At 59.1% G+C, this 22377-nt stretch carries 19 protein-coding genes and 1 pseudogene; 13 read left to right on the plus strand and 7 right to left on the minus strand.

Annotated features, from left to right (window positions below; all coding sequences use genetic code 11):
- Window positions 1-55 precede the first annotated feature (55 nt).
- The 6 genes from ACP4QI_RS05235 to ACP4QI_RS05260 all read left to right on the plus strand — a co-directional run bounded on the left by ACP4QI_RS05235 (window position 56) and on the right by ACP4QI_RS05260 (window position 8243).
- Entirely contained in the window at window positions 56-2029 is a 1974-nt protein-coding gene (locus ACP4QI_RS05235) for a PhoX family protein (protein WP_426495114.1), read from the plus strand.
- A gap of 103 nt (window positions 2030-2132) precedes the next feature.
- Window positions 2133-3521, plus strand: a complete 1389-nt coding sequence (pheP, locus tag ACP4QI_RS05240; protein ID WP_142488520.1) for a phenylalanine transporter — start codon at window positions 2133-2135, stop codon at window positions 3519-3521.
- Window positions 3522-3779: 258 nt separating this feature from the next.
- Window positions 3780-5018 (plus strand): MFS transporter, encoded by a 1239-nt coding sequence (locus tag ACP4QI_RS05245; RefSeq protein WP_142488521.1) that lies wholly within the window; start codon window positions 3780-3782, stop codon window positions 5016-5018.
- 14 nt (window positions 5019-5032) lie between these two features.
- Entirely contained in the window at window positions 5033-6058 is a 1026-nt protein-coding gene (locus ACP4QI_RS05250) for a sugar phosphate isomerase/epimerase family protein (protein ID WP_426495113.1), read from the plus strand.
- Window positions 6051-7193, plus strand: coding sequence for a Gfo/Idh/MocA family protein (locus ACP4QI_RS05255; RefSeq protein WP_231312929.1), 1143 nt, complete (start codon window positions 6051-6053; stop codon window positions 7191-7193). The genes ACP4QI_RS05250 and ACP4QI_RS05255 overlap by 8 nt, the downstream gene beginning before the upstream one ends.
- A gap of 75 nt (window positions 7194-7268) precedes the next feature.
- The gene (locus ACP4QI_RS05260; protein WP_142488524.1) at window positions 7269-8243 is read left to right on the plus strand and encodes a LacI family DNA-binding transcriptional regulator; all 975 of its coding nucleotides are present in this window, start codon (window positions 7269-7271) and stop codon (window positions 8241-8243) included.
- Between the two features lies 1 nt (window position 8244).
- Here the strand turns inward: ACP4QI_RS05260 and ACP4QI_RS05265 are convergent, their stop codons facing one another.
- Window positions 8245-9489 carry a mechanosensitive ion channel family protein gene (locus tag ACP4QI_RS05265; RefSeq protein WP_426495112.1) on the minus strand — a complete coding sequence of 415 codons (1245 nt, stop codon included), beginning with the start codon at window positions 9487-9489 and terminating at the stop codon, window positions 8245-8247.
- A gap of 67 nt (window positions 9490-9556) precedes the next feature.
- Window positions 9557-10993 carry an MFS transporter gene (locus ACP4QI_RS05270; protein WP_426495111.1) on the minus strand — a complete coding sequence of 479 codons (1437 nt, stop codon included), beginning with the start codon at window positions 10991-10993 and terminating at the stop codon, window positions 9557-9559.
- 107 nt (window positions 10994-11100) lie between these two features.
- Between ACP4QI_RS05270 and ACP4QI_RS05275 the strand changes: the two genes are divergently transcribed.
- From ACP4QI_RS05275 to ACP4QI_RS05285, 3 genes are all read left to right on the plus strand, one after another.
- Window positions 11101-11970 (plus strand): helix-turn-helix transcriptional regulator, encoded by an 870-nt coding sequence (locus ACP4QI_RS05275; protein ID WP_285111530.1) that lies wholly within the window; start codon window positions 11101-11103, stop codon window positions 11968-11970.
- The gene (locus ACP4QI_RS05280; protein ID WP_426495110.1) at window positions 11967-13001 is read left to right on the plus strand and encodes a DUF2157 domain-containing protein; all 1035 of its coding nucleotides are present in this window, start codon (window positions 11967-11969) and stop codon (window positions 12999-13001) included. The genes ACP4QI_RS05275 and ACP4QI_RS05280 overlap by 4 nt, the downstream gene beginning before the upstream one ends.
- A gap of 153 nt (window positions 13002-13154) precedes the next feature.
- The gene (locus tag ACP4QI_RS05285; protein WP_426495109.1) at window positions 13155-13757 is read left to right on the plus strand and encodes a hypothetical protein; all 603 of its coding nucleotides are present in this window, start codon (window positions 13155-13157) and stop codon (window positions 13755-13757) included.
- Between the two features lie 27 nt (window positions 13758-13784).
- Here ACP4QI_RS05285 and nfsB read toward each other — a convergent pair whose 3' ends face one another.
- The 3 genes from nfsB to ACP4QI_RS05300 form a co-directional block, all read right to left on the minus strand.
- Entirely contained in the window at window positions 13785-14438 is a 654-nt protein-coding gene (gene nfsB, locus ACP4QI_RS05290; RefSeq protein ID WP_142488531.1) for an oxygen-insensitive NAD(P)H nitroreductase, read from the minus strand.
- Between the two features lie 91 nt (window positions 14439-14529).
- Window positions 14530-14901 carry an MmcQ/YjbR family DNA-binding protein gene (locus ACP4QI_RS05295; protein ID WP_142488532.1) on the minus strand — a complete coding sequence of 124 codons (372 nt, stop codon included), beginning with the start codon at window positions 14899-14901 and terminating at the stop codon, window positions 14530-14532.
- The gene (locus ACP4QI_RS05300; protein WP_142488534.1) at window positions 14891-15481 is read right to left on the minus strand and encodes a TetR/AcrR family transcriptional regulator; all 591 of its coding nucleotides are present in this window, start codon (window positions 15479-15481) and stop codon (window positions 14891-14893) included. Before ACP4QI_RS05300 ends, ACP4QI_RS05295 begins: the two co-directional genes overlap by 11 nt.
- 190 nt (window positions 15482-15671) lie before the next feature.
- Here ACP4QI_RS05300 and ACP4QI_RS05305 point away from each other — a divergent pair, with 190 nt between their 5' ends.
- Both ACP4QI_RS05305 and ACP4QI_RS05310 read left to right on the plus strand, forming a co-directional pair.
- Window positions 15672-16775, plus strand: a complete 1104-nt coding sequence (locus tag ACP4QI_RS05305; protein WP_426495108.1) for an MBL fold metallo-hydrolase — start codon at window positions 15672-15674, stop codon at window positions 16773-16775.
- A 32-nt stretch (window positions 16776-16807) separates the two neighbouring features.
- Window positions 16808-17149: a RamA family antibiotic efflux transcriptional regulator gene (locus ACP4QI_RS05310; protein WP_106992253.1), complete on the plus strand. Its 342-nt coding sequence runs from the start codon at window positions 16808-16810 to the stop codon at window positions 17147-17149.
- Between the two features lie 45 nt (window positions 17150-17194).
- Here the strand turns inward: ACP4QI_RS05310 and ACP4QI_RS05315 are convergent.
- Window positions 17195-17744: pseudogene (locus ACP4QI_RS05315) on the minus strand (omptin family outer membrane protease).
- A gap of 38 nt (window positions 17745-17782) precedes the next feature.
- On the minus strand, window positions 17783-18031 hold the full coding sequence (locus tag ACP4QI_RS05320) for a DUF1158 domain-containing protein (RefSeq protein ID WP_142488536.1): 249 nt from the start codon (window positions 18029-18031) through the stop codon (window positions 17783-17785).
- Window positions 18032-18519: 488 nt separating this feature from the next.
- Here ACP4QI_RS05320 and ACP4QI_RS05325 point away from each other — a divergent pair, with 488 nt between their 5' ends.
- Both ACP4QI_RS05325 and ACP4QI_RS05330 read left to right on the plus strand, forming a co-directional pair.
- Window positions 18520-21240, plus strand: a complete 2721-nt coding sequence (locus ACP4QI_RS05325; protein WP_426495107.1) for a cation-transporting P-type ATPase — start codon at window positions 18520-18522, stop codon at window positions 21238-21240.
- Between the two features lie 63 nt (window positions 21241-21303).
- Window positions 21304-22368 carry an efflux RND transporter periplasmic adaptor subunit gene (locus ACP4QI_RS05330; protein WP_426495106.1) on the plus strand — a complete coding sequence of 355 codons (1065 nt, stop codon included), beginning with the start codon at window positions 21304-21306 and terminating at the stop codon, window positions 22366-22368.
- Window positions 22369-22377 lie beyond the last annotated feature (9 nt).

The raw sequence follows: 22377 nt of genomic DNA on the forward strand, positions 1-22377 counted from the left end.
TGTTCTTATAGTGTTCCCACTTTGTCATTTCTTAGCCTAAAGACAGGAAGCCATCGTGGGTAAACCTCTTAAGTCCGTATTCAAAAAAGAACATCGTGACGATGTCAGCAATCCCAGCGCTAACCCGGTATTTTCCAGCGTGGCGGAGATATTCCTCTCCCGCCGCCGCTTTTTGCAGATGGGCGCCGTTGCCGGTGCCGCCGCCTCTTTCCCTTTTTTACTCAAGCCTGAAAACGCCCTGGCTGCGGTTTCACAGCCTTCAGCCCTGAGCAAAGCGGTCTCGCTCGGCTTTACCAGCATTCCGGTCTCGACCGAGGATACGGTCAGGGTGCCCGAGGGCTACATCGCGCGTCCTTTCTACCGCTGGGGCGATGCCACCGGGATCAAGGGCGCTATGCCAGAGTTCAAATTTGACGCCAGCAACACGACAGACGAGCAGGCGGCGCAGGCGGGCATGCACCATGACGGCATGGCGTGGTTTAGCCTGCCGCAGGGGGAAGAGAACCCCAGTCATGGCCTGCTGGCGATGAACCACGAATATATCGATAACGGCATGCTCTTTACCGACGGCACCGCCAGCTGGAGCCTGGATAAGGCGCGGAAAGGCCAGAACGCCATGGGCGTATCGGTTATCGAAGTGAAAAAGAGTGGCAGCGACTGGGAAGTGGTGCGCCCCTCCGGTTTTGCCCGCCGCATCACGGTGAACACCCCGATGCAGCTCACCGGCCCGGCGCGCCAGCAGACGTTAATGAAAACTGCCGCCGATCCTCTGGGCGAGCAGGTGCTCGGCACCATGCAAAACTGCGCCGACGGTTATACCCCCTGGGGAACCTACCTCACCTGCGAAGAGAACTGGTCGGATATTTTCGTCAAGAAAGGCGAGCGTAACGCGCTGGAGAAGCGCTACGGCATCAGCGACAGCGATGAGTCCTATCGCTGGAGCGAGGTGGATGACAGGTTCAACGTGGATAAAACGCCTAACGAGCCGAATCGCTTTGGCTGGGTGGTCGAGATCGACCCGTACAACCCGAACTCCACGCCGCGCAAGCACACCGCGCTGGGACGCTTCAAGCATGAAGGCGCCGCCGTCACCCTGGCCGCTGATAAGCGAGTGGTCACGTATATGGGCGACGACCAGAAGTTTGAGTACATCTACAAATTTGTTTCCGACAACCAATACAATCCGGCGGATCGCGAAGCCAGTATGCAGCTGCTGACCACCGGCACGCTCTACGTCGCCAGATTCAACGACGACGGCTCCGGTGAGTGGCTGCCGCTGGTCTTCGGCCAGAACGGCCTGGATAAGAGTAAAGGGTTCGAAAGCCAGGGCGATCTGCTGATTAAAACCCGTCTGGCGGCCGACGCCGTGGGGGCGACTAAAATGGATCGTCCGGAGTGGATTGCGGTCGATCCGCACAGCAGCGGCAGCGTTTACTGCACGCTGACCAATAACAGCGATCGCGGCAAAGAGGGCAAAGCGCCGGTGGATGCGGCCAACCCGCGAGCCAATAACGCTTTCGGCCACATTATGCACTGGCACGAAGAGGGCGGGGACCCTGCAGCATTACGCTTCAAATGGGACATCCTGGTGCTGGCCGGGCGAACGGACACTACGGATGAAAAGGCGAAGGGCAGCATGAAGGGCGCCGAATTTGGCAGCCCGGACGGCCTGTCGTTTGACCATCAGGGCGTGCTCTGGATCCAGACCGACGTCTCCTCCAGCACCATTAACAAGAAAGCCTATGAGGGGATGGGCAATAACCAGATGGTGGCGACCATTCCGGGCACCAACGAGTATCGCCGTTTCCTGACGGGCCCGCGCGGCTGCGAAATCACCGGCATTGCGTTCACTCCCGACAACCGCACGCTGTTTATTAATATTCAGCATCCGGGCGAGGGCGGGGATGACATTACCGACCCGGCAAACCCGCGCGCCGTTTCTAACTGGCCGGACAACAATCCGCAAGGGCGTCCCCGCGCCTCGACGGTGGTCATCACCAAAGCGGACGGCGGTATTATCGGCTCGTGATCGGCTCCCGCCGGGCAGCAACCGTTGCCCGGCGTTTAACTTGCTCCCGTCTGCCTGAAGTGTTAAAAGGTGCCCCTTCCATAAAAAGAGACAGGGGTAAGACGTGAAAAACGCGTCATCCGCTTCAGGCAAGGGTCTTGCTGAAGCCTCGTCGGAACAGACACCGACGCTGCATCGTGGTTTACAGAACCGACATATTCAACTTATCGCCCTCGGTGGCGCTATCGGCACCGGGCTGTTCCTCGGCATCGGTCCCGCGATTCAGATGGCCGGTCCCGCCGTGCTGCTGGGGTATGCCATCGCGGGTATTATCGCTTTTCTGATCATGCGCCAGCTTGGCGAGATGGTGGTGGAAGAGCCGGTATCAGGCTCCTTCGCGCATTTTGCCTATAAATACTGGGGCCCGTTTGCCGGCTTCCTCTCCGGCTGGAACTACTGGGTAATGTTCGTGCTGGTGGGCATGGCGGAGCTGACCGCCGCGGGCATCTACATGCAGTACTGGCTGCCGGACGTGCCAACCTGGATCTGGGCAGCGGTGTTCTTCATCATCATTAACGCCGTGAACCTGGTGAACGTGCGCCTGTACGGTGAAACCGAGTTCTGGTTCGCCTTAATCAAGGTGCTGGCGATCATCGGCATGATCGGCTTTGGCCTGTGGCTGCTGTTCTCCGGACACGGCGGCGAGCGGGCAACCATCGACAACCTCTGGCAGCACGGCGGTTTCCTCGCCACCGGCTGGAAAGGGCTGGTGCTGTCGCTGGCGGTGATCATGTTCTCCTTTGGCGGGCTGGAGCTGATCGGCATTACCGCCGCCGAAGCGCAGGATCCGCATAAAAGCATTCCGAAAGCGGTCAACCAGGTGGTGTACCGTATTCTGCTGTTCTATATCGGTTCGCTGGTGGTGTTGCTGGCCCTCTATCCGTGGGTGGAAGTGAAATCCGACAGCAGCCCGTTTGTGATGATTTTCCACGATCTGAACAGCAACGTGGTGGCTTCGGCGCTGAACTTTGTGATTCTGGTGGCCTCGCTGTCGGTTTATAACAGCGGCGTCTACTCCAACAGCCGGATGCTGTTTGGCCTCTCGGTGCAGGGAAACGCGCCGAAATTTTTAACCCGCGTCAGCCGTCGCGGCGTGCCGGTCAATTCGCTGCTGCTCTCCGGGGCCATCACCTCGCTGGTGGTGCTGGTTAACTACCTGCTGCCGCACGAAGCCTTTGGCCTGCTGATGGCGCTGGTGGTCGCGACCCTGCTGCTGAACTGGATCATGATCTGCCTGGCGCACCTGCGGTTCCGCGCGGCGATGCGTCGCAAGGGGCGCGAGACGCAGTTCAAGGCGCTGCTTTATCCGGCGGGTAACTACATCTGTATCGCCTTCCTGGCGATGATCCTGGTGCTGATGTGCACCATGGACGGCATGCGCACCTCGGCCATCCTGCTCCCGGTGTGGGTTGTGTTCCTGTTTGTGGCGTTTAAACTCTCCCGCAAGAAGTAGTGCGGCTTTCGCCCGGTAAGCGCAACGCCACCGGGCCTGGAAAACTGCAATGCCCGGCGGCGCTTCGCTTGCACGGGCCTACAAAACCCGTCGGCCGGGTAAGCGCAGCGCCACCCGGCGCCTCTCCGAACCCATCTTCATCTTTATCGTGACCCCCCTCCCACTTCTTAGTCGATCCACGGGATCTTTATTTTGTAATCGATTACTTTTCATTTGATACGATTTGTAATCGATTACTTTTTAAGGGTGGGGCTGATCATGGTGTCAACAACTGAAAGTAGTGGAAAGGTGATAGGGCAGCACCGAATGCTGGTGCCGCGCCTGTCGCTGATGATGTTCCTGCAATTCTTTATCTGGGGTAGCTGGTCGGTGACTCTCGGTCTGGTGATGACTCAGCACAACATGTCATTGCTGATCGGGGATGCCTTCTCCGCCGGGCCGATTGCCTCCATTTTGTCGCCGTTCGTCCTCGGCATGCTGGTGGACCGCTTCTTCGCCTCGCAAAAGGTGATGGCGGTGATGCACCTGGCCGGGGCGGCGATCCTGTGGTTCGTCCCTGGCGCGTTAATTGCGGAAAACGGTGCGCTGCTGATCGGCCTGCTGTTTGGCTACACGCTCTGCTACATGCCGACCCTGGCGCTGACCAACAACATCGCCTTCCACAGCCTGGCGAACGTCGATAAAACCTTCCCGGTGGTGCGCGTGTTCGGCACTATCGGCTGGATTGTGGCCGGGATCTTTATCGGCGTCACCGGCGTGGCCTCCAGCGTCACCATCTTCCAGGTGGCGGCGGCCAGCTCCGTCCTGCTGGCGCTCTATAGCCTGACCCTGCCGCACACGCCGGCTCCGGCAAAAGGGATGCCGGTGAAGATGCGCGATCTCTTCTGCGCCGACGCCTTTGCGCTGCTGAAAACCCGTCACTTCTTTATCTTCTGCCTGTGCGCGATGCTGATCTCCGTCCCGCTGGGCACCTATTACGCCTACACCGCCTCCTATCTGGCGGATGCCGGGATCGCGGATGTCAGCACCGCCATGTCCTTCGGCCAGATGTCCGAAATCTTCTTTATGCTGGTGATCCCGCTGCTGTTCCGCCGTCTGGGCGTGAAGTACATGCTGCTGATCGGCATGCTGGCGTGGTTCGTCCGTTACGCGATGTTTGCCCTGGGCGTGAGCGAGGAGGGGCGCTTCCTGCTGTACCTCGGCATCCTGCTGCACGGCGTCTGCTATGACTTCTTCTTCGTGGTGGGCTTTATCTACACCGACCGCGTGGCGGGCGAAAAGGTAAAAGGCCAGGCGCAGAGCATGATCGTGATGTTCACTTACGGTATCGGCATGCTGTTGGGCTCACAAATTTCCGGCGCGCTGTACAACCGTCTGGTAGCCGGGCAACCCGTGCCTGAGGCGTGGGTGACATTCTGGTGGATCCCGGCAGTCGCTGCTGCTGTGATTGCACTCGTTTTCCTTGTCTCGTTCAAATATGAAGATGACAAGGCGTAATTTCTGGAGGTGGTATGAGGACGATTAAAGGCCCGGGAATTCTTCTGTCGCAGTTTATCGGCGGGCAACCACCGTTTAACACCCTCGACGGGCTGGCAGGCTGGGCAGCGGAAAAGGGCTATAAAGCGGTGCAAATTCCCTGCAACCATAAAGCGATTTTTGACGTAGAGCTGGCGGCAGAGAGCCAGACCTACTGCGATGAGATAAGCGGCAAACTGGCGCAGCACGGGCTGGTCATCAGCGAACTCTCCACCCATCTGGAAGGGCAGCTGATCGCCGTAAACCCGGTGTACGACGAGGCGTTTGATAACTTCGCCCCACAGGCGGTGCGCGGTAATGCCGCCGCCCGCCAGGCGTGGGCCACCGATATCGTCAAAAAGGCGGCAGCGGCTTCGGCCCGGCTCGGGTTAACCGCCCACGCCACCTTCTCGGGCTCGCTGGCCTGGCCGTTTATGTACCCCTGGCCGCCGCATAACGAGGCGCGTTTCCAGGAGGCGTTCAGCGAGCTGGCCCGCCGCTGGCGGCCGATACTGGATGTCTTTGACGAGCAGGGGGTGAACCTCTGCTATGAGATCCACCCCGGGGAAGATCTGCACGATGGCGTCACCTTCGAGCGTTTTCTGGCGCTTCTGGACAACCACCCGCGCTGCAACATCCTTTACGATCCCAGCCACCTGCTGTTGCAGCAGATGGATTACCTGGCCTTTATCGACCACTACCACACCCGCATTAAGGCGTTTCACGTCAAGGATGCCGAGTACCGCCCGAACGGGCGCAGCGGCGTCTATGGCGGGTATCAGAGCTGGATCAACCGCGCCGGACGCTTCCGCTCCCCGGGCGACGGGCAGATCGACTTTAAAGGCATTTTCAGCAAGCTGACCCAGTACGACTATGACGGCTGGGCGGTGCTGGAGTGGGAGTGTTGCCTGAAGGACGGTGACACCGGGGCGCGGGAAGGGCGCGAGTTTATCTCCCGCCACATTATTCCGGTTTCCGATCGGGCGTTTGACGATTTCGCCGCAGGAGAACTTCATGATTAACGTCGGTATTATCGGCAGCGGCTTTATCGGCCCGGCGCACATCGAAGCCCTGCGCCGTCTCGGCTTCGTGCAGGTCGTCGCCCTGTGCGACGGCTCGCTGGAACAGGCGCAAGAGAAGGCCCGGGCGCTGAACATTCCTCATGCCTGTGGCAGCGTGGACGAACTGCTGGCGCACCCGGATCTGCACGTGGTGCACAACTGCACGCCAAACCATCTTCATGCGGAGATCAACCGCCAGATCCTGCGGGCCGGAAAGCATGTCTTCTCCGAAAAACCGCTGTGCATGACCCCGGACGAGGCGCGGGAACTGGTGGCCCTGGCGGAGCAGGCGGGTGTGGTGCACGGCGTGAGCTTTGTTTATCGCCAGTTTGCGATGGTGCGCCAGGCGGCGAGCATGGTCGGGGCGGGCTCGCTCGGACGGCTGTTTGCCGCTCACGGCAGCTATCTGCAGGACTGGATGCTGCTGGAAACCGACTATAACTGGCGGGTCGACGCGGCGCTCGGCGGGGCATCGCGCGCGGTGGCGGACATCGGTTCCCACTGGTGCGATACCATTCAGTTTCTGACCGGACGGCGCATCACCGAGGTGATGGCCGACCTGTCGATCGTCTGGCCGACCCGCAAGGCCAACGTGGCCGGGAACCAGACCTTCAGCCAGGCGGGCGATGCGGTGTATGAAGACAAGCCCGTCACCACTGAAGATTTCGGCTCGGTACTGTTCCGCTTCGACGACGGCAGCAAAGGCAGCTTTACCGTCTCGCAGGTGAGCGCAGGACGGAAAAACCGCCTCAGCCTCGAGGTCAACGGCAGCGAGGGTTCCGTGGCCTGGGATCAGGAAGTGCCCCAGCAGCTGTGGGTGGGCCATCGCGCCCGGGCCAATCAGACGCTGACGGACGATCCAGGCCTGATGAACCGCGACGTGGCCGACAGCGCCCACTTCCCGGGCGGCCATATCGAAGGCTGGCCGGACGCCTTTAAGAACATGATGGCGCAGTTTTATCGTGCAGTGCAGGCGGGCAGGATGCCGGATAAGCCCGTGTTTGCCACCTTCCATGACGGGGCAAACGTGATGTATATCATTGATGCAATAGTGAAAAGCCATCAGCAGCAGCGCTGGATTAGCGTCGCGCAGTAATACCTTGCCCGGTGCGCCGGGCAACCCATTTATGGTAGCCTGCTGCTAACGCTAACTGCAGGATCACTCGTCGCTATGTCAATTCAGAAAATCGCCCAACTGGCGGGCGTCTCGGTGGCGACGGTATCGCGCGTGCTGAATAACAGCGATACCGTCAAAGCCAAAAACCGCGATCGCGTCTTGCAGGCGATTAAAGAGGCTAACTACCAGCCCAATCTTCTGGCTCGTCAGCTGCGCACCTCGCGCAGCTATATGATCCTGGTGATGGTCTCCAATATTGCCAACCCGTTCTGCGCCGAGGTGGTGAAGGGCATTGAGGCGCAGGCGGAGAAAAATGGCTACCGTATTCTGCTCTGCAATTCCGGTTCCGATATTGAACGCTCCCGCTCGGGACTGAGCCTGCTGTCCGGCAAAATGGTCGACGGCATTATCACCATGGACGCCTTTACCCGCCTTACCGAGCTGGCGGCGCTGATTGGCGATGCCCCCTGGGTGCAGTGCGCCGAATACGCCGATGCGGGGGCGGTCTCCTGCGTCGGGATTAACGATGTCGATGCCTCCCAGCATGTGGTCAGCCGCCTGGCCGACGGCGGACGTCAGCGCATCGCTTTGATCAACCACGACCTGAGCTACAAATATGCCCGCCTGCGCGAGCGCGGGTACAAGAGCGTGCTGCATCTGCGCGATCTATCGTATCAGGCCATTGAGTATGCGAGCGATCTCAGCGCCGCAGCCGGAATGGCGGCAATGACCAAACTGCTGGCGGCAGAACCGCGCCCGGACGCGGTGTTTGCGGTCTCCGATACCCTGGCCGCGGGCGCGTTACGTGCCATCGAAAAGGCAGGGCTGCGCGTGCCGCAGGATATTGCCGTGGTGGGCTTCGACGGCACGGAGCTGTCGGAGATGGTCTCGCTGACCACCATCGAACAGCCGTCGCGGGATATCGGGCGCAAGGCGGTCGATCTGCTGCTGAACAGAATCGACAACCCCGACGCCGCGACCGAGCGGGTGATGATGAACTGGCGCTTTATTTCCCGCGCCAGTACCTGAGCTATTTTGCCAGCGCGCCGGCCAGGGAGCGAATATCGTTCCCGGTCGGCGTCTGGTGTATGCGCAGGCCAAATTCATCAATCACCGCGAAAATATGATCGAAAATATCGGCCTGAATCGCCTCATATTCCGCCCAGATCACGGTGTTGGTAAAGGCGTATATTTCAATCGGCAGCCCGTTGGCGTCCGGCGCTAATTGCCGCACCATTAAGGTCATATCCTGGCGAATACGCGGGTGATTGCGTAGATATTCATTCAGGTAAGCGCGGAAGGTGCCAATATTGGTCATCTTGCGCAGGTTCAGCACCGACTCGCCTTCGCCATTCTCCTGATTCCACAGCGTAATCTCCTCGTGGCGTGTCGCCATATAGGGCTTGAGCAGCTTCGCCTGAATCAGCTGCTGCTGCTCCTGCTGGTCGAGAAAATGGATGCTGGTGGTATCAATATTCAGGCTGCGCTTAATCCGCCGTCCGCCGGAGGCCGACATGCCGCTCCAGTTGATAAAGGCGTCTGAGACCAGCGCCCAGGTCGGAATGGTGGTGATGGTGTTATCGAAATTGCGCACCTTGACGGTGGTCAGGCCGATATCCGTCACCGTACCGTTGGCGCCGTATTTCGGCATCTCCAGCCAGTCGCCGAGCTTGAGCATATCGTTGGCGGAGAGCTGAATGCCCGCCACCAGCCCGAGAATCGGATCTTTAAAGACCAGCATCAGCACTGCGGCCATCGCGCCCAGACCGCTGATCAGAATGGCGGGGGACTGGCCGATCAGCAGGGAGATAATCAGGATCCCCACCAGAATGGCGCTCACCAGCTTGATGCCCTGGAAGATCCCCTTCAGCGGCAGCTGCGAGGCGGTCGCCATTTTCTGCGACAGATTGAAAATCACGTCCAGCAGCGAGAAGAACGCCAGCAGGGCGTAAACCATCACCCACAGCTTCGCGCAGGTGGTGAGTATTTCCGCCGCGTCGCTGCCTTTTTGCAGCCACAATACCGCCTGAACGTTGACGATGATCCCCTGCAGGGTAAAGGCCAGACGGTGAAATAATTTATTCTGGGTAATGATTTGCAGCCATAAATGGCTGCTGGCCCGGGCGCGTTTCTCGAACGCCCGCAGCACCACTTTGTGCAGAATAAAATGAATAATCAGGGCAGTAAGAAAAATAATGCCAAAGATGATCACAAGGGAGGTGGTGTGATTAATTTCAATGCCTGTCTCTTCGACCAGGGAAATGAACTCCTGCATAACGTCTCCTGTATTAAAGCAGCCGCCATAATGGCGGCTGAGGATCTATTATGCAAATTCGCCAGGCCTATTTTACCGCCTGACAGGTCTTCACCACCGGCAGGCACAGGCGATGGCGCAGCCGCAGCGTGACCAGCGCCAGCACGATCATCATGACGGTTTCCACCACCAGGAAGACGTTAATCGCCTCTGCGTAATCCCCGCGATGGGTGTGCAGGGCGTGGAGCAAAATCGCGCCGAATATCGCCGGGCCGAGGCCGAGCGCCGCCTGTTGCAGGGTGCTGAGGATGGCGCTGGCCGCCCCGGCATCGTCAGGCTGGATATCGCGCATCCCGATACGGTAGAAGCTGTTCACAATCAGCGCCTGGCCGTAGCCCACCAGCCCGGTAGCCGGGGCGAGAGTCAGGGCGGTGTTCTCCTGTCCCCAGATGCGGAAGGTGACGATCAGCGCCAGCAGGCCGGTTATCTGGATCGCCAGCCCGGTCAGCAAAATGGTGCTGGTGCTGTAGCGAGCAATCAGGCGCGGGGCAAACCACGCCGAAACAAAATAGGTCACGCCCAGGGCAATAAAGCTGTTGCCGGACTGCCACGGTGCCATTCCCAGACCGGTCTGCATGGTCAGCGCCATGCAGAACATAAACCCGGACCAGACGCTGAAAAAGAGCAGCGCAATCAGCACGCCAAAGCGGATGCTGCCGAGCCGCATCAGCCGCGGCGGGATCAGCGGATGAGCCCCATCGCGCTCTTTTTTACGCGCATTCAGCGCCATTAAATACGCCAGCGGGATAATGGCGAGAAGCATAGCCTTCAGCGGCCAGGACCAGTGCCACTGCGGCCCCAGCGCCATCGGGAACAGCAGGCAGCAGAGGATCGCCGCCAGTAATGCGGTGCCCGACCAGTCGATACGCGACGGCGTGTCGCGGCGGGTTTCCGGCACGTAGCGACGGCTCAGGGCCAGCACCAGCAGGCAGATCGGCACGTTGATAAAGAAAGCGTTGCGCCAGCCCAGCCCGGCGATATCCGCCGACACCAGCCAGCCGCCGCCCATCTGCCCGACGATAAAGGCAATCCCGCCGATGCCGCCAAACAGGCTGATGGCTTTCGCATGGGCAGGGCCTTTCAGTGTGACGTGCAGAGTGGCAAGAATTTGCGGCACGATCATCGCCGCCCCTGCGCCCTGAACGATGCGCGCCGCCAGCAGCTGCTCGATATTGCCCGCCATGCCGCACAGCAGCGAGGCCAGGCCAAAGCTCGCCACGCCCCACATAAACAGACGACGGCGGCCGAGGTTGTCCCCCAGCTTGCTGCCAAGGGCCAGGCAGACGGCAAAGGCCACGCCGTAAAGGGCGACAATCAGCTCCAGCCCGGTGGCGGTGGCGTGCAGCGAGTGGGTGATGGCGTCCAGCGCCACGTTGGTGATTGAGGTATCAATCAGCGGCAGCATCTGGCCGGTTAACAGCAATATCAGGCCTGCGCGACCCGGTGAAACAACTGACGTATTCATGGTGACTCCATTGCGTCAAACAGCGTAGCGTCGTAGCATCAACCATCTGATAAACGGGTACCAGTTCTTGCTTATACTGGTACTGGCACTACCATGCAGGGGGCAATATGGCGCTGATGTCTGAACCCGTCACCTCACTTCAGGATGACACCCGTAAACAGCTCGGCGCATTTTTACGCGCCCGACGCGAAAGTCTCGACCCGCAGCGCCTTGGTTTACCGCGCAGCGGTCGACGCCGTACCCCAGGCCTGCGCCGGGAAGAGGTGGCCCTGCTGGCGGACGTGGGCGTCACCTGGTACACCTGGCTGGAACAGGGCAGGGACGTCAACCCTTCAATCACGGTGATGGCGGCGGTGGCGAAGGCGCTGCAGTGCACCCCGACCGAAGCCCGCCACCTCTTCCTGCTGGCCGGCCTGCCGCCGGGTGAAGCGCCCCAGGCGGTCTGCTGCGAGGGGATCAGCGAAGGCACCCGTCGTCTTCTCGACACCCTGATGCCGAAACCCGCCAGCATCCAGAAACCGAACTTCGATATCGTGGCGTGGAATGACAGCTTTGGGCACCTGATGGGCGTCGATTTCAATGACATCCCGCCGGAAGACCGCAACTGTATTTATCTGTTCCTCACCCACCCGGCGTGGCGCGCCCGCCTCGGTAAGCGCGGCGACGTGCTGCCGGTTTTCGTCTCCTATTTCCGCGCTGCAATGGCGGAGCACCGCGGTGACCCGCAGTGGGAAGCCAAACTGGCGCGCTTCTTTGCGGTGTCCGAGGAGTTTGAAGCCCTGTGGCACCAGCGTAACGACGTGCGCGGCGTGGAAAACCAGCTCAAGCTGTTTACCCATCCCGAACTCGGCGATTTTCATCTCCAGCAGATGTACTGGTACTCCGCCCCGCGCAACGGCTCCCGCCTGCTGGTCTATCTGCCGGTGGATGACGAGGGCGAGCGCGCGCTGACGTGGCTGGCGGAGCAGGCACAATGAACGTCACCCGCAAACAGGAACGCCTCCTGCGCCGCGCCCTCAACGAATGGCAACAGGAGGGGGCATTAACCGCCGACGAGCATCAGCGTCTGGCTGCCAGCTTAAAACGCGTCGCCATGGACTGGCAGCGCCTCAGCCGCTACGCCTTCTGGACGGCAATCGCCTGCGTCATCATCGCCATCGGTAGCCTGTTTGCCGACAGCGAGCTGATGGCGCGCATCATCGAGTTCTTCGCCTTCTCCTCCATCGCCCGCATCGGACTGCCTGCGCTGATGGCAGGGCTGTTTTATCTGTGGGGATTCAGCCGCCAGCGGCGGGAAACCCAGTGGCACTACAGCACCGAGGCAATTCTGTTCCTCGGCGTGTTCTTCACCGCCATTGCGCTCTGGCAGCTGGGGGAACGGCTGAATACCGGTAGCGGCCATATCGCGCCGCTGTTCCTGCTCGGCTGCGCCGTTTACGGGCTGGTGGGCTTCTTCGGGCGTTCGGGGCTGGTGTGGCTGTTCTTTTTGCTCTCGCTGGGCAACTGGTTTGGCGCGGAGACCGGCTACATGTCCGGCTGGGGCGCCTACTGGCTGGGGATGAGCTATCCGGTGCGCTTTATCTTCTTCGGCGGCGCGCTGCTGGCGCTGTGCTGGTGGCTGCGCGGGATGCTGCGTAAACGCCATCTGTACACCACCAGTAAAGCGATGGGGCTGACCTATCTGTTTGTTGCCCTGTGGATCATGTCGATTTTTGGCAATTACGATATCGATAACGGGTACGGCACCACCCGGGCGGCGCTGCTGCCGTGGGCGCTGCTGTTCGCGGTGGCGGCCGGGATTTGTATTTATATCAGCCTGAAAACCGACGACGGCATGCTGCGCGGATTTGGCCTGACGTTTCTGGCGATCAACCTCTATACCCGCTATTTCGAATACTTCTGGGACGGGATGAACAAGGTGCTGTTCTTCCTGATCCTGGCGGCGTCGCTGGCGGTGATAGGGCGCTATGCGGAGCGGATCTGGCACGCGGGGAGCGGAGCGAAGTAGATCTTTTGCGAGAGGGCTTCCGGGATCCGGAGCCCCTTCTGTTGAAGGCTGTCAAAGCGTGTAAGGTGAGGTTTAATGTAAACCAACCTGCTGAATCTACGTCATTTAGCTGAGTAGTGAAGTGGGCTATACTTACGCGATGAGAAACCAGTCATGTCGCCACTGATGATTGATTCCGCAGATTTCAGCCAAAAACTCGGGCTTATCTCCCGAAACGTCGAACATACCGAAGCGTTTCTGGCAAGGGGCACAGTGGAGTTTCACCTGCCGGGTTTTTTGCTTCCTGTGGGGTACCTGCTCCTGAAATCGCGTTATGGCGATGAATACCGACTCGTCACCACCGACGACGGCAAGCCTGATACGGCGTATGCCGTAAAGCTGGCATTTCATAAAGAAATTACCTTTCCCCACGGTGCCGCTACGCAAGTGATGGTCTGGCGTACGCCACGCGCAGTCCATCAACGCGTGATAAGCGGATTACCCCAATTATTCTTTCAGTGGGTGCTAAGCGAATACGACATTGTGGTATCAGACAGCGAGCAAACCGGCGACGGACAGCGCTTCTGGCTGCGGATGATCGACTGGGCGTTTACCATGAATTATCAGATCGGTGTGGCGGACGGCATGGTTGGTGAAGAGTGGCACTTAACGCCAGTTAATTCATACGCTGAACTGGAAGAGCGCTGGATAGCGTTCGCCTGGCGTAACGATCGCGACGTGCATCCGCATCGCAGCCTGGTTATCAGTAAAAAGTAACGGGCCGCAGATCGCGGCCCGTTTGTATCAGCACTCAGTCACAATGGTGCTCAGCGGCAGGCGAGATTTTGGCAGGGTGGCGTTGAAATCTTCCACGCTGTGATGCCCAACCGGCACCACCACCAGGCTGGTGAAGCCTTTCTCTTTCAGACCAAACTCTTCGTCGAGGACTGCGGCGTCGAAGCCTTCAATCGGCACTGCATCCAGGCCCATCGCGCCCACGCCCAGCAGGAAGTTGCCGACGTTCAGGTAAACCTGTTTCGCCATCCACTGGTCGTCATCTTTCAGATCGACACGGTGCAGATCGGCGAAGAAGGTGCGGCCTTTGTGGTTGGCGGCTTTCGCTTCTGGCGTGTTGAAACGGCCGTCGGCCTCCTCCTGATCCACCACGCGCGTCAGCCAGGCATCGTCCATCGCGGTTTTGGCGCAGAACACCACCACGTGAGAAGCATCCAACATTTTGCGTTCGTTAAAGACAAAGCCACCGGCTGCGGACTTCGCCACCCGCGCTTTACCTTCCTCGGTGCTGGCGACGATAAAGTGCCACGGCTGCGAGTTGGTGCTGGACGGGCTGTACTGCAGCAGGGTTTTAATCTGTTCCGCCTGGTCGGCAGTCAGTTTTTTGCTCGGATCAAACGCCTTTGTGGAGTGACGTTTTAAGGCAACGGAAATGATATCCATAGCTACTCCTGGGTTAACATCGCCCACCGGGGGCGAGGAAAGGGAAAAGGGTACAAGGGGAAGGGGACAAAGATAAGGGCATTAAGAGCGTTTAACCGCCGGGGCGTAAACGTTTTTGCTCTTTTTTCGGCAGTTTATCCACCACCAGATGCCACGAATCATCGATCAGATCGGCTAGCAGCGCCGGGGTGATATCTTCGGCTGCATAAATCGAAATCCAGTGCTTTTTATTCAGATGGTAGCCGGGCTCGATCCCCCGGTAGATCTGCTGGTTGAGCAGCGATTTTTGCGGATCTGACTTCAGGCTGACGTGCTGGCGTCCATGCGCCACGCCCATCAGCATAAAAATTTTGCCGCCCACTTTAAACACATCGTATTCCGGGCCAAAGGGCCAGCAGTGCTCGGTAAAGGGCAACTCCAGCGCCACCTGCTTTGCGCAGGCGGCGAGCGTTTTACTGTCCATGGATATCCTCTTCGGCTAGCGCTCGCCACATGGCTTCAAAACCCAGCGCCTTAAATTCGGCGGCGCGCGCCGGTTCGCGGGTGGCGAAGGACATCGTCGTCTCCGCCAGCGACAAGAACAGGGCATCGCCAAACAGTCGAAATTCCTCTGACATAAATACCGGGCGGATATGACGACGGCACAGCTCATGCAGTTCCGGGAACATCTCGTGTACCGCCTGTTCGGTTTCGGCGTTAATCTTCTCGCTCACCCCGAGCTGGCGTATTGCGCCGTGGGCTACCGGGTTGCGGATCCCCCAGTCAACGTAGCTGTTCCAGATATTGCGGGTATGCTCTTTCGGCTGGGTGAGGGCACGATCCATATTCGCCAGCATGGTCTGGCACAGGTCCTGTTTCAGGTGCAGGTAGAGGGCGTTGAGCAGATCGTCTTTGGTGGCGAAATAGCGAAACAGGGTGCCTTCAGCCACCCCTGCGCTGCGGGCGATTAACGCGGTAGAGGCCGCAATGCCCGACTGGGCAAAAGCGGTGGTTGCCGCGTCCAGCAACGCCAGTTTTTTATCTTCACTTTTCGGACGAGCCACTGCATTTCCTCCAGTTTATGTGCAAAAACCCTGATTGAATCATGCCCTTTGCGGGGCTGCAACGTGGAATGTCAAAGATCTTAAAACGTCTTGACGACTTTCGCATCACTTCTATAATGAGTGCTTACTCACTCATAATCAAGTTTTGCCCGCGCAGGCCATCGGATGGGGCGCGAATTCGGGTCGGGATATGAAAAAGCGTTTTATTATTAGCCTGGTGGTAGTGATGATTATTGCATCAGCGGCGAGTTTGCCGTTTGTACTGAATGCCGGATTCGGCCAGCCGCCACAGGGCGCGCAGCTGAGTGAGTTTGCCGCTTCGCCGCAGTATCGCGACGGTCAGTTCCATAACACCCTGCCCACGCCGGGGTTTACCGGCAACAAGAACATGCTGGCGGCGTGGTGGGATTTTCTGGTGACGAAGCGTGAGAACGCCCGTCCGGCCCAGCCGCTGCCGCTGGTGAAAACCGATCTGGCACAACTGCCGCTGGATCAGGACACCCTGGTCTGGCTCGGCCACTCCTCGTGGTATCTGCAGCTGGCAGGCAAACGTATCCTGATCGATCCGGTGTTCAGCGGTTACGCTGCACCTTTCTCCTTCCTTAATAACGCCTTTGCCGGCGAGTACCCCTGGCACGCCGAAGAGATGCCCGACATCGATCTGCTGATTATTTCTCACGATCACTACGATCATCTCGATTACGCCACCATCAAGGCGCTGATGCCGAAAGTGAAACGCGTGGTCACGCCGCTCGGGGTAGGTTCGCATCTGCGTTACTGGGGTATGGATCCGTCAATCATTGAGGAGCGGGACTGGGATCGGTCGGTGCGCATCAGCGATGACCTGACAGTGCACGTTCTGCCAGCGCGGCATTTCTCCGGGCGGGGACTGAAGCGCAACCAGACGCTGTGGGGCAGCTTTATGTTTGTCACCCCGCAGCAAAAGGTGTTCTACAGCGGGGATTCCGGTTACGGCCCGCACTTTAGCGCCATCGGGGAGCAGTTTGGCAGCGTCGATCTGGCGATCATGGAGAACGGGCAGTACGACCAGGACTGGAAGTACATCCATATGCAGCCTGCCGAAACGGCGCAGGCCGCCGCGGATCTGAATGCCAGGGCGGTGGTGCCGGGCCACTCCGGGCGCTTTGTGCTGGCAAAACACACCTGGAACGACCCGCTGATCAAGCTGTCGCAGGCCAGCAAGGATAAGCCGTATCGCCTGCTGACGCCCGAGCTCGGTGAGCCGATCAGAGTGGATGATGCCACGCAACAATTTCACGCGTGGTGGGAATAATGTTAAATCGAAGAGCAGAGGGGGAGAGCAGCATGACTATTTCTGCTCAGGTTATCGACACCATTGTCGAGTGGATCGACGACAACCTTCATCAGCCGTTGCGGATCGAGGATATTGCCCGTCACGCGGGCTATTCCAAGTGGCACTTACAGCGGCTGTTTATGCAGTATAAAGGCGAGAGCCTTGGGCGTTATATTCGTGAACGTAAGCTGCGGCTGGCGGCGCGGGATCTGCTGGAGTCAGACGAAAAGGTCTACGACATTTGTCTGCGCTACGGCTTTGACTCCCAGCAGACCTTTACCCGCGTCTTCACCCGTACGTTCAACCAGCCGCCGGGGGCGTATCGCAAGGATAACCACAGCCGGGCGCACTAATGCGCATTCCCCTCCCGTGCAGGAGGGGATATTTAAGGCCACTATTTAAAAACGATACTGCAGGCCGACGGCGACAACATAGTTTTCGTTTTCGATCCCCGCCGCATCGCCATGCACATATAAGGAAGGTCCCCCGAGCAGGTTATCCCTGATTTCGGTACTGCCTTTTCCCTCGTCATAGCGCGTCCAGCTAAATTCCGCGAACACTTTGGCATTCGGCGTCACGTAGTAGCCCACATCCACCATTGCGGCATAATAATCGGCATTATTGGCTTCATCGCGGTAGGTGAACTGGCGATCGTAATGCTCGTCATTATCTCTGGCGCGTACCCACGGGCTATATCTGACCTGACCATTGATCTCAATATTCTGATAGCGATACATTCCCACAAGGCCAGCATAGGCGACACCAAAACGCTGTTTGTACGAGATACCGCGATCGTTATCCGGGTACTCGCCGGTCATTTTCCTGCTTCAGCAACCAGCCCTTGGCACTCAGGTCAAATTCGTTGGCATGATTGAGGCGGCTTGCCGGATGGGTTGACCAGTCTGTCGGGCTCTCCTGGTTAGGATCCATCCAGTCGTAATCATCCATATGCGATCCGCCAGGGGAGAAACGGCGGATCGCTGAGATTAATCGGCCTGCGAAAACCAGCGGCGCCAGATGAAGCGCAGGACAAAGAACTCAACGGTGCCGAGCAGTAAAAACCACAGGCAGAAGATAATGGTGTAAAGCTGGTTAAGATCCATCAGATGGAAGGTGCTCATCAGCTTCTGTGCCACCACCAGCCCCAGCGAAGGTGCAGGCAGCAGCAGAACGGAGAGAAAGGCCATCAGCAAGATGCCGCCTGCCGTTAACAGTGTTTCTAACGGGTGTCTCATGATTATGTTAATCGTCAGTTAAAAATAACATTCTCCCGGATAGGGCTTCGTAAAGCAATATCATCTATCAGGTGCGCGGGCGATAAATAATCGCCCGCTAATTTGCTGATATTCCCTTGCCAGATACCCGCTAATTCAATTAACCTGCGTTAATGTAAATTATTGTCACCCGCCGGAAAATAGTTTTACAAAGGTATAAGTGCTATATCCAATTAACGTCGCAATAACAATGGCTGCGATAATATATAACGCCAGGCGACGCCCGCGATAAATTCCAAACATGCTGACCCCTCGTTTAGTTTAGGTTTAGAAATAATTTGTAAAAATCACCGCATTGAAATGAAACGTTTTCTGTTTAATGCCATCGACAGAAATAATAGTGCGTTAAATTAATTGCCGTGACAACCCATTAAATTAACGCCTGACGATTTATAAAAGCAGAAATGGAATTCAGGCTTTTGCTCACTGCGAACTAAAGGAGCTGAAATATGACCAAAATACATCACTCTCACACGCCACCGTCCACGGCGGGCCACGCACCGACGCAGGCTTATCAGCAGACCGTCGAGCAGACCCTCGCGGCGCAGCATAGCAACACGTCTGGCCTGAGCCGTGCCGAAGCTCAGGCGCGCCTGCAGCAGCATGGCCCCAATGCCCTGCCGGAAAAAAAAGCCAGACCGGCGTGGCTGCGTTTTCTGGCCCACTTTAACGACGTCTTAATTTACGTCCTGCTGGCCGCCGCGGTGTTAACCGCAATAATGGGCCACTGGGTCGATACTCTGGTGATTCTGGGTGTGGCGGTGATTAATGCCTTAATTGGTCATATTCAGGAGAGTAACGCCGAAAAATCCCTGAGCAGTATCCGAAATATGCTTGCCAGCGATGCGCGCGTTATTCGCGAAGGGGCTCATGAAACAATACCGACAACTGAAATAGTTCCCGGGGATATTATTGTCCTGCGCGCCGGAGATCGTATTCCGGCAGATATGCGGGTGATCGAGGCGCATAATTTACGCGTGGAAGAGGCGATCCTCACCGGCGAATCTACGGTGGTCGATAAACATATTCTGCCTCTGACCGGGGAATTAACTCTGGGCGACCGCACCAATCTGCTGTTTTCCGGCACCACCGTCAGCGCGGGCGGCGGCCTGGGCGTGGTGATTGCCACTGGCCAGCAGACCGAGCTGGGCCACATCAACCAGATGATGGCCGGAATTGAAAAACACCGCACCCCGCTGCTGGTGCAGATGGACAAGCTCGGCAAAGCTATCTTCGGCCTGATTATGGCGATGATGGCCGCGCTCTTTGTCTTCAGCCTGCTGCTGCGTGATATGCCGCTCGGCGAACTGCTGCTGTCGTTAATCAGCCTGGCGGTGGCCGCGGTGCCGGAAGGTCTGCCAGCCATCATCTCGATTATCCTGTCGCTGGGCGTGCAGGCGATGGCGCGTAAGCGGGCCATCATCCGCAAGCTGCCTACCGTAGAGACGTTAGGGGCGATGACCGTGGTCTGCTCGGATAAGACCGGCACCCTGACCATGAACGAGATGACCGTCAAAGCGATCATCACCGCTGACAGCTGCTACCGCGTCGAGGGTGACAGCTACTCCCCGGAAGGCAATATCTGCCTTGAGGGCAGCGACGAGCCGGTACAGATCCAGCCGGGCACCGTGCTGGAACAGTATCTGCGCACCATTGACCTGTGTAACGACAGCCAGATGATTCAGGACGAGCGCGGCCTGTGGAGCATTACCGGTGGGCCGACCGAAGGCGCGCTGAAGGTACTGGCAGCGAAAGCCCACCTCATGCCGGTGATGACCACGCTGCTCAACAAGATCCCGTTCGACTCGCAGTACAAGTACATGGGCACCCACTACCAGATTGGCAGCGAGGAGCAGATCCTGATCACCGGCGCGCCGGACGTCATTTTCGCCCTGTGCGCAGAGCAGCAGACCCGTAACGGCGCAGAAGCCTTTAACCGTGCGTACTGGGAAACCGAGATGGAGCGCTATGCCCGCCAGGGGCTGCGCATGGTGGCCGCGGCGTTCAAACCGGCGAACGGTGAACAGGAGCTGACCCACGACGACCTCAGCCACGGCCTGATCTTCCTCGGCATCGCCGGGATGATGGATCCACCGCGCCCGGAGGCGATCGACGCCATTCACGCCTGCCAGCAGGCGGGGATCCGCGTGAAGATGATCACCGGGGATCACCCGCAGACGGCGATGAGCATCGGGCAGATGCTGGGGATCGCCAACAGCGCCCAGGCGGTAACCGGCTATCAGCTGGAGCATATGGATGATGCCGGGCTCGCAAAAGCGGCGGGGGAGTACGACATCTTCGCCCGTACCAGCCCGGAGCATAAGCTGCGTCTGGTGAAGGCCTTGCAGGAGCAGGGCGAGATCGTCGGCATGACCGGCGACGGCGTGAACGACGCCCCGGCCCTGCGCCAGGCGGACGTGGGCATTGCCATGGGCATCAAGGGCACCGAAGTGACCAAAGAAGCCGCCGACATGGTGCTGACCGACGACAACTTCGCCACCATTGCCAGTGCGGTAAAAGAGGGCCGTCGCGTCTACGACAACCTGAAGAAGACCATTCTGTTCATCATGCCGACCAACCTCGCGCAGGGGCTGCTGATTGTGATTGCCCTGCTGGCGGGGAACATCATTCCGCTGACGCCGGTGCTGATCCTGTGGATGAACATGGCGACCTCCGCCACGCTCTCTTTCGGACTGGCCTTTGAAGCCGCCGAGCGCAACATCATGCGTCGTCCACCGCGTCAGACCGGGCAGCACGTGATGGATGCCTACGCCGTCTGGCGCGTGGCCTTCGTCGGCACCATGATTGCAATTGCCGCCTTTGCGCTGGAAGCCTGGCTGGCCCCGCGCGGCCACAGCGCGGAATTCATCCGCACCGTGCTGCTGCAGATGCTGGTCTGCGCCCAGTGGGTCTACATGATTAACTGCCGCAACACCGGGGGCTTCTCCCTGAACCGCGGCCTGTTGGCAAACAAAGGGATCTGGCTGGTGACGGGCGTGCTGCTTCTGCTGCAGTTGGCGATTATCTACCTGCCGTTTATGCAGATGCTGTTCGGCACCGAAGCTCTGCCGCTGCGCTACTGGGGCGTCACCCTGGGGATGGCGAGCGTGATGTTCTTCATCGTCGAAATCGAGAAGCGCCTGACCCGCAGGTTCCGTAAGGCTGCATAACCTAAAACCTTACCCCTTACCCTCTCCCTGCAGGGGAGAGGGTCATATTCAGAGATAATCCCCATGAAACTGACCTTCCTGTGCGTACTCCTCGCCTGCGCCCTGCAAACCGCCTTTGCCGCCGCCATCCCCGTGCGCGTCGCCACCGTGGAGCAGACCGCCCACGCCGCCGAGCGCCAGATCCCGGGCCGCGTCGAAGCCATACACACCGTTGAACTGCGGGCCCGCACGGAGGGCGTGATCGCCCGGGTGCACTTCCGCGACGGGCAGTATGTGAAAAAGGGCGACCTGCTGTTTGAGCTGGACAACGCCGAGCCGCGGGCCGCCCTGCGCCTGGCGCAGGCCGAGGTCAGGAGCGCAGAAGCCACCCTGCGTCAGGCGCAGCAGCAGCTCTCCCGCTTTGAGAGCCTGGGCAGTAACAACGCCATCAGTCGTCACGACGTGGATAACGCCCGCATGCAGCGCGACGTCGCCCGCGCCGCGCTTGAGCAGGCGAAAGCCCGGCTCGAAACCCGTAACGTCACCCTGGCGTACACCCGCATTACCGCGCCCATTGATGGCCGCGTGGGACACAGCCGTTTTCACGTGGGCAGCCTCGTGAACCCGGCCAGCGGCGTGCTGGTGGAGGTGGTGCAGCTTGACCCGATCCGCATTGCCTTTGCGCTGGAGGAGGGAGCCTTCGCCACTAAAGCCGGGCAGCATTCGGACATTCGCGCCATGAAGCAGGCCTGGCAGGTGCTGATAGACAGCAACGGTCAGCGCATCAGCGGGGAACTGACGTCCGTGGATAACCGCATCGACCCGCGCACCGCCAGCGTGATGCTGCGCGCCGAGTTTGCCAACCCGCGCCATCAGCTATTGCCCGGCGGCAACGTAAACCTGTATCTGCGCCCGGCAAGCGTTCAGCCGGTGCTGACCCTGCCCGCCGCGGCGGTGCAGCAAAACGGTAACGGATACTTCGCCTGGGTAGTTAACGCCGACGGCAAAGCCGAACAACGCCCGCTGACCCTTGCCGGGCAGATCGGCCAGCAGTTTCAGATTGCCTCCGGCATCGCGTCCGGTGAGCGAGCGATTACTGACGGCGCGCAGCGCGTGCAGCCAGGCGCTGCCGTTCAGATACTCAATTAAGGAGCCACC

Source organism: Leclercia sp. TB492, from assembly GCF_049974505.2.
In the GTDB taxonomy this organism is placed as follows: Bacteria; Pseudomonadota; Gammaproteobacteria; order Enterobacterales; family Enterobacteriaceae; genus Enterobacter; species Enterobacter adecarboxylatus_C.

Excerpts from the sequence above, each read along its gene's own strand:
- ACP4QI_RS05245 (WP_142488521.1), top strand. The coding sequence starts at position 3,780 with ATGGTGTCAACAACTGAAAGTAGTGGAAAGGTGATAGGGCAGCACCGA.
- ACP4QI_RS05250 (WP_426495113.1), top strand. The coding sequence starts at position 5,033 with ATGAGGACGATTAAAGGCCCGGGAATTCTTCTGTCGCAGTTTATCGGC.
- ACP4QI_RS05255 (WP_231312929.1), top strand. The coding sequence starts at position 6,051 with ATGATTAACGTCGGTATTATCGGCAGCGGCTTTATCGGCCCGGCGCAC.
- ACP4QI_RS05260 (WP_142488524.1), top strand. The coding sequence starts at position 7,269 with ATGTCAATTCAGAAAATCGCCCAACTGGCGGGCGTCTCGGTGGCGACG.
- ACP4QI_RS05265 (WP_426495112.1), bottom strand. The coding sequence starts at position 9,489 with ATGCAGGAGTTCATTTCCCTGGTCGAAGAGACAGGCATTGAAATTAAT.
- ACP4QI_RS05270 (WP_426495111.1), bottom strand. The coding sequence starts at position 10,993 with ATGAATACGTCAGTTGTTTCACCGGGTCGCGCAGGCCTGATATTGCTG.
- ACP4QI_RS05275 (WP_285111530.1), top strand. The coding sequence starts at position 11,101 with ATGGCGCTGATGTCTGAACCCGTCACCTCACTTCAGGATGACACCCGT.
- ACP4QI_RS05280 (WP_426495110.1), top strand. The coding sequence starts at position 11,967 with ATGAACGTCACCCGCAAACAGGAACGCCTCCTGCGCCGCGCCCTCAAC.
- ACP4QI_RS05285 (WP_426495109.1), top strand. The coding sequence starts at position 13,155 with ATGTCGCCACTGATGATTGATTCCGCAGATTTCAGCCAAAAACTCGGG.
- nfsB (WP_142488531.1), bottom strand. The coding sequence starts at position 14,438 with ATGGATATCATTTCCGTTGCCTTAAAACGTCACTCCACAAAGGCGTTT.
- ACP4QI_RS05295 (WP_142488532.1), bottom strand. The coding sequence starts at position 14,901 with ATGGACAGTAAAACGCTCGCCGCCTGCGCAAAGCAGGTGGCGCTGGAG.
- ACP4QI_RS05305 (WP_426495108.1), top strand. The coding sequence starts at position 15,672 with ATGAAAAAGCGTTTTATTATTAGCCTGGTGGTAGTGATGATTATTGCA.
- ACP4QI_RS05310 (WP_106992253.1), top strand. The coding sequence starts at position 16,808 with ATGACTATTTCTGCTCAGGTTATCGACACCATTGTCGAGTGGATCGAC.
- ACP4QI_RS05320 (WP_142488536.1), bottom strand. The coding sequence starts at position 18,031 with ATGAGACACCCGTTAGAAACACTGTTAACGGCAGGCGGCATCTTGCTG.
- ACP4QI_RS05325 (WP_426495107.1), top strand. The coding sequence starts at position 18,520 with ATGACCAAAATACATCACTCTCACACGCCACCGTCCACGGCGGGCCAC.
- ACP4QI_RS05330 (WP_426495106.1), top strand. The coding sequence starts at position 21,304 with ATGAAACTGACCTTCCTGTGCGTACTCCTCGCCTGCGCCCTGCAAACC.